The organism is Pseudomonadales bacterium, from assembly GCA_013215025.1.
Classification (GTDB): Bacteria; Pseudomonadota; Gammaproteobacteria; order Pseudomonadales; family DT-91; genus DT-91.
Window position 1 is genome coordinate 1 of sequence record JABSRR010000098.1, and the last position, 6,145, is coordinate 6,145.

Sequence of the window (6,145 nt, forward strand, 5' to 3'; positions counted from 1 at the left end):
GCTGAATCTCCTCAGTAAGCTGTTGTCCACCAAATAACTGTTCACGAGTGTAAATAGTTTCACCGCCCTGTAAGACACTCAGCGTCGTTGTAGTGGATCCAATATCGACAATAGCCACGACATCTTCATCATCTTCAATGCCGAGCTGCGGGCGAACTAATTCAAACGCTCGCTCCATCGCATAAGCTTTTATATCAACAACTTTAGCAGTAAGCCCTGCCATCGATAGCGCATTTTGCCTAGCTTCAACAACATCACGTCGACAGGCTGCTAAAAGCACCTCGACCACATCAGGTTGATCAGCTGATTCACGTAAAATTTCAAAGTCTGTTTGAATCTCGGTGATGGGGAATGGAATATACTGCTCGGCATCTTCAAGAATTTGCAACTCCCGTTGCTCATCACTCAAGCCAGCTTCCATATCAATGATTTTAGTAATAACTGCCGAGCCGGAGACACAAACTGCCGCGAGTTTACTTTTTGTTTTTGACTTACTTACTGCAGCATAGATGCCGTCAGCGACATTATCGACATTTTCAATCGTGTTCTCGACAATCGAGCCTGCTGGAAGCGGTGCCACCGCATAACTCTCGACACGATAACCATCACTAGTTTTCGCTAATTCGAGTAATTTGACAGCGGTTGAGCTCAAATCTAGGCCCAAACAAGGTTTCTTTTTATTCTTAAATCTGCCAATCAAGAGAATTACCTATAAATATCAATAATTTACAAAATAAAGGTATAAAATACATTAACTGATAAGGTCAACCTTAGCACAAAAATAAAAAAATAAAAAAATACTTATTAATTAATTCTTTCGGTAAACTTTTGCAACTAACTTCGAGTTGTGGAATATAAGGTATTCTTTCATAAAAAATGAATAACATTTTCAAATATACAATCTACTTCACAATTAGCGCTCTTTTAGGTGCATTTATTTTGATCGGCGGAGTGTATTTATACATCAAACCCTCGCTGCCTGATGTTGAAACCCTAACCAATATCCAACTTAATGTGCCGCTAAAAATTTACAGCCAAGATAAGCAGTTGATCGGTGAATTTGGTGAAAAGAAGCGCGACCCCGTCAAAATTGAAGCGGTGCCATTACTGTTCAAGCAGGCCTTTCTTGCCGCTGAAGACGATCAATTCTATCAACACTTCGGCCTGAGCATTACCGGCCTCAGTCGTGCTGTATTCCAAAAATTGACGGGTAGCCGCGTGCAGACCGGTGGCAGCACAATCACCATGCAGGTCGCCAAAAATTACTTTCTAAGCCCTGAGCGCACGATTATTCGCAAAGTCAGAGAAATATTCCTCGCACTGCAAATCGAGGCTGATCTTAGTAAAGACCAAATACTCGAACTGTATGTCAATAAAATTTTCCTTGGCCATAAAAGTTATGGCATCGGTGCCGCGGCAAAAGTTTACTATGGCAAAGACATCAATCAGCTAAGCCTTGCCGAAATGGCCATGATTGCAGGTTTGCCGAAGGCTCCTTCACGCTTTAACCCATTGTCAAACCCCGAGCGCGCTCTGATTCGCCGAAATTGGATTCTGGGTCGGATGTTGAATCTAGGCTACATAGATCAGGCAGCCTTTGATCAGGCTTCATCAGCAGCTATTTCTGCCGAAAAACGTCGCAACGGTCTCGATCTGCATGCACCTTATGTTGCTGAGATGGCAAGACAAAAAGCCTTTGAAATGTTCGGCGAGGAAATATACTCAGCTGGCTATGTGATTTTCACCACTATTGATAGTCAACTGCAGCAGGCAGCTAAGCAGGCTCTACAACAAGGTATTCAAGCATACGATCAGCGGCATGGCTTTAGAGGCGCTGAGTATCGCTTAAAAGATACTTCAGCAGAAAGCTTGACGCGTTTTTTTAGCCGGAATCGCATCATCACAGAGCTCAAGCCTGCCGTCGTCACTGCTGTGACTGATGAGTTTATCACTTTAACCTTAAGCGACAACAGTCAGGTTCAACTTGACGCTGATAGCTTGGCAAGCGTTGCCCTGTATGAAAATGAGGATGTAAAACGTAAATGGCGAAAGCTTAGCGATATCATCCAAATGGGTCGTGCGGTTCGACTGAAACAACTCGAGGATGGCAGCTTTACCATCAGCCAAATTCCCAAAGTTCAAGGGGCGTTTGTTGCATTAGATCCAAATAATGGCGCCATTTTAGCGATGCGCGGCGGTTACGAGTACTATCAAAGCAAATTCAACCGGGCTACTCAGGCGAAACGACAAATCGGTTCAAATATAAAACCCTTTATCTATGCTGCCGCGCTCAATCAAGGCTTTACCGCAGCCAGCCTTATCAATGATGCACCGGTGGTGTTTAATGACGCCCAACTCGAAAGTAGTTGGCGACCCGGTAACGCAGACTCGCGCTTCCTGGGTCCAATTCGCTTTCGTGAAGCTTTGTATCGCTCTAGAAATTTAGTGTCTGTCAGGCTATTGCAGCAGATTGGCTTGAACCCCATGATCAGCTACTTAAGCCGTTTTGGCTTCGAGAAAAGCGCTCTGCCTAGAGACCTCTCTCTTTCATTAGGCAGTGCAACGTTTACCCCGCTGACTGTTGCCAATGCCTATGCGGTTTTTGCCAATCAAGGTTTTAAAGTTGAACCGCATCTAATTGACGAAATCATTAGGATTAATCACGGCACAGAATATAAATTTAACCCTTTAATTGCCTGTGAAAACTGCTTAGCAAACATAGCCCCGCAGGATCTTTCGAATGGCGGTACAACGAGCACCTCTGAAGACGTCGAAACCATGACCAACCTGTCGGCGACTAAGGTGCCCGAGCATTCAGCGCCTGATAGTGATGAACAAACTCCAGCAAATATAAGCATTCAAGCTGATGAGTACCTAGCCTTGTCAACTGCAGTAGAGCAAGCGCCACGATATGCCGAGCGAGTGATTGATCGAAGAGTAGCGTTTATTATTGATGATATTTTGAAAGATGTCGTCAAACGCGGCACGGCGACTAAAGCCAAACAACTGAACCGGCCAGATATCGCCGGTAAAACTGGCACCACCAATGGCCCTACAGATGCATGGTTTACCGGCTACGCACCAGATATTGTTGCCAGTGCATGGGTTGGCTTTGACGATAATAGCAATTTAGGTAGGCGCGAATATGGTGGTTCAGCGGCATTGCCAATTTGGATCGAGTTTATGCAAACGGCCTTGGCGAATTACAGTATTAAATCGCGAACTCTACCCGAAGGCATTGCCAATGTTTTAATCAACAAACAAACTGGCAGATTGGCCGACCCCAGCGACAGCGTGACTGAGTTTGAATATATTCGGGAAGAGAATCTTGAGCAACTGATGAACGATACAAGCAATAGTGCGTCTATTGAAGACCAACAAATTGAAGAGCTGTTTGACTAACTATTTTACTGAATCAGCATCAAAGATGCTGCACATCATCAATCTCGTAGCAAATATCACCACCGGGCGCTTTTACGATAACTTCATCACCGACCTCTTTACCAATAAGCGCACGCGCTATCGGAGAGCTAACCGAGATTTTGTTGGCCTTCACATCGGCTTCATCATCACCGACGATTTTATAGGTAACTTCCTCATCGGTATCAGCATTTACAACGGTTACAGTTACACCGAAAATCACCTTATCACTGGCCGGAATTTTTGTAATATCAATAACCTGTGCATTTGAAAGCTTGGCCTCAATTTCTTGAATTCTGCCCTCACAAAAGCCCTGCTGTTCGCGTGCAGCGTGGTATTCGGCATTTTCTTTTAAGTCACCATGCTCTCTGGCTTCTGCAATAGCTTGGATGATGCGTGGCCGATCTTCAGTTTTAAGGCGCTCAAGTTCCTCACGTAAGCAAAGCTCGCCCTCTTTTGTCATTGGAAACTGCTGCATTACAACTCCTTGTATAGCTTAATGAATCTGCTGATGCAGATCTTGTAGTCGGCGCACGGCTTTTTCTTCACCATATGCAATGGCGCCTACCAGCGCTTCAGCGCCCGACAGAGTCGTGCTATAGAGCACTTGTTTCGCTAGCGCGCTGCGACGAATGGAAGCAGAATCTTGAATAGTTTGTCTGCCTTCAGTGGTGTTAATGATCAGTTCAATTTCACCATTTTTAATCGCATCCACAACATGCGGACGACCTTCAGCAAACTTATTAATGACTTCAACCTGTAAACCGCCATCACTTAAAACTTTAGCCGTTCCCCGAGTTGCCACAAGCTCAAAGCCCAATTCAATTAACTGATGCGCCAGCTTTAAAATGCCTGCTTTATCAGGGTCTCTTACCGAAACAAAGGCCTTACCTTTAGGTTCAGGTAATGTGTCGCCAGCACCAATCGTCGCTTTAGAAAAGGCTTCAGTAAAGTCATCACCAACACCCATCACTTCACCGGTCGACTTCATTTCAGGGCCTAAAATAGGGTCTACACCTTGGAACTTAGCAAAAGGGAATACTGCCTCTTTAACACTGTAGAATGGAGGTGTAATTTCGGAGGTGAATTGCTGCTCATGTAAGCTGGTGCCCGCCATACAGCGTGCCGCAACTTTGGCTAACGAAGTACCTATACATTTAGAAACAAACGGTACGGTTCTTGAGGCACGTGGATTCACCTCAATCACATAAATTTCACCATCTTGAATAGCCAGCTGAACATTCATTAAGCCAATGACGCCAAGCTCTACTGCCATACGCTTGACCATTTCACGCATTTTATCTTGGTCAGCTTGAGAAATACTGAACGGCGGTAAACAACATGCAGAATCACCAGAGTGCACACCTGCCTGCTCAATATGCTGCATAATCGCACCTATAACCACCTCTTTACCATCGGACACTGCATCAACATCCATTTCTATGGCAGAGCTTAAGAAGCGATCCAGCAAGACCGGTGAATCTTCCGAAACCTGAACGGCTTCTCGCATGTATCGGCGCAGCTCTTCTTCCTTATAGACAATTTCCATCGCACGGCCGCCCAGCACATAAGAGGGCCTTACCACCAGTGGGTAACCGATTTGATCAGCCACTTTAACCGCCTCATCGGTTGAGCGAACGGTAGAGTTAGGTGGCTGCTTGAGCTCTAAGCGCTGAATCATTTGCTGGAAGCGTTCGCGATCTTCTGCACGATCAATCGCTTCTGGCGAGGTGCCGATAATAGGAACGCCAGCAGCCTCTAACTCTTGCGCAAGTTTCAGTGGAGTTTGACCGCCAAATTGAACAATCACACCTTTGGGCTGCTCTAGCGCAACGATTTCTAACACGTCCTCTAAAGTTACTGGCTCAAAATATAAACGGTCGGATGTATCATAATCGGTAGAAACAGTTTCAGGATTACAATTGACCATGATGGTTTCATAACCATCTTCACGCATCGCTAAAGCCGCATGCACACAGCAGTAATCAAACTCGATACCTTGGCCAATTCGGTTAGGGCCGCCACCGAGCACGAGGATTTTATCTTTTTCGGTTACAGCAGCTTCACATTCTTCTTCATAGGTAGAGTACATATAAGCAGTAGAGGTAGAAAACTCGGCCGCACAGGTATCAACGCGTTTATATACTGGCGCAATACCTCTGGCTTGACGATTTTTCCTAAACTCTTTTTCAGACACAGCGAGTAACTGCGACAATCGCTTATCAGAGAAGCCTTTGCGTTTTAAACGGAACACTTCATCATCCGATAAATCAGATAGTGCACGTGTTTGAATCGATTGCTCCGTTAAAATGATATCTTCAATCTGAACCAGGAACCATGGATCAATTTTGGTAAGCTGAAACACCTCATCAAGACTAAAACCCGCCCTGAAAGCATCGCCCACATACCAAATGCGATCTGCGCCAACATTTTGTAACTCGGCACTAATTTTAGCGCGTGCCTCATCGTCTGATAAATCGACAACGGGGTCAAAGCCGCATTTACCGACTTCAAGACCACGTAAAGCTTTTTGCATTGACTCTTGGAAGGTACGGCCAATTGCCATCACCTCACCAACGGATTTCATCTGGGTGGATAAGCGATTTTCTGCGGCTGCAAATTTTTCAAAGGTAAAACGTGGGATCTTGGTGACAACATAATCAATGCTTGGCTCAAATGATGCTGGCGTCGCACCGCCAGTAATATCGTTAGCAAGCTCGTCGAG

Annotated in this window: 4 protein-coding genes; 1 reads left to right on the plus strand and 3 read right to left on the minus strand. The window is 45.2% G+C overall.

Annotated elements, in window-relative coordinates; all coding sequences use genetic code 11:
• Positions 1-697 (minus strand): type IV pilus assembly protein PilM (pilM, locus tag HRU21_08190; GenBank protein NRA42267.1); only part of this gene is annotated, 697 nt, incomplete at its 3' end.
• A gap of 242 nt (positions 698-939) precedes the next feature.
• On the opposite strand from pilM, the gene HRU21_08195 reads away from it, so the two are divergent.
• On the plus strand, positions 940-3,402 hold the full coding sequence (locus tag HRU21_08195; protein NRA42268.1) for a PBP1A family penicillin-binding protein: 2,463 nt from the start codon (positions 940-942) through the stop codon (positions 3,400-3,402).
• A gap of 19 nt (positions 3,403-3,421) precedes the next feature.
• Here HRU21_08195 and greA read toward each other — a convergent pair whose 3' ends face one another.
• Both greA and carB read right to left on the minus strand, forming a co-directional pair.
• Positions 3,422-3,898, minus strand: coding sequence for a transcription elongation factor GreA (gene greA / locus HRU21_08200; GenBank protein ID NRA42269.1), 477 nt, complete (start codon positions 3,896-3,898; stop codon positions 3,422-3,424).
• Between the two features lie 18 nt (positions 3,899-3,916).
• Positions 3,917-6,145: carbamoyl-phosphate synthase large subunit (gene carB, locus HRU21_08205; GenBank protein NRA42270.1), on the minus strand; the 2,229-nt coding region annotated here is incomplete at its 5' end.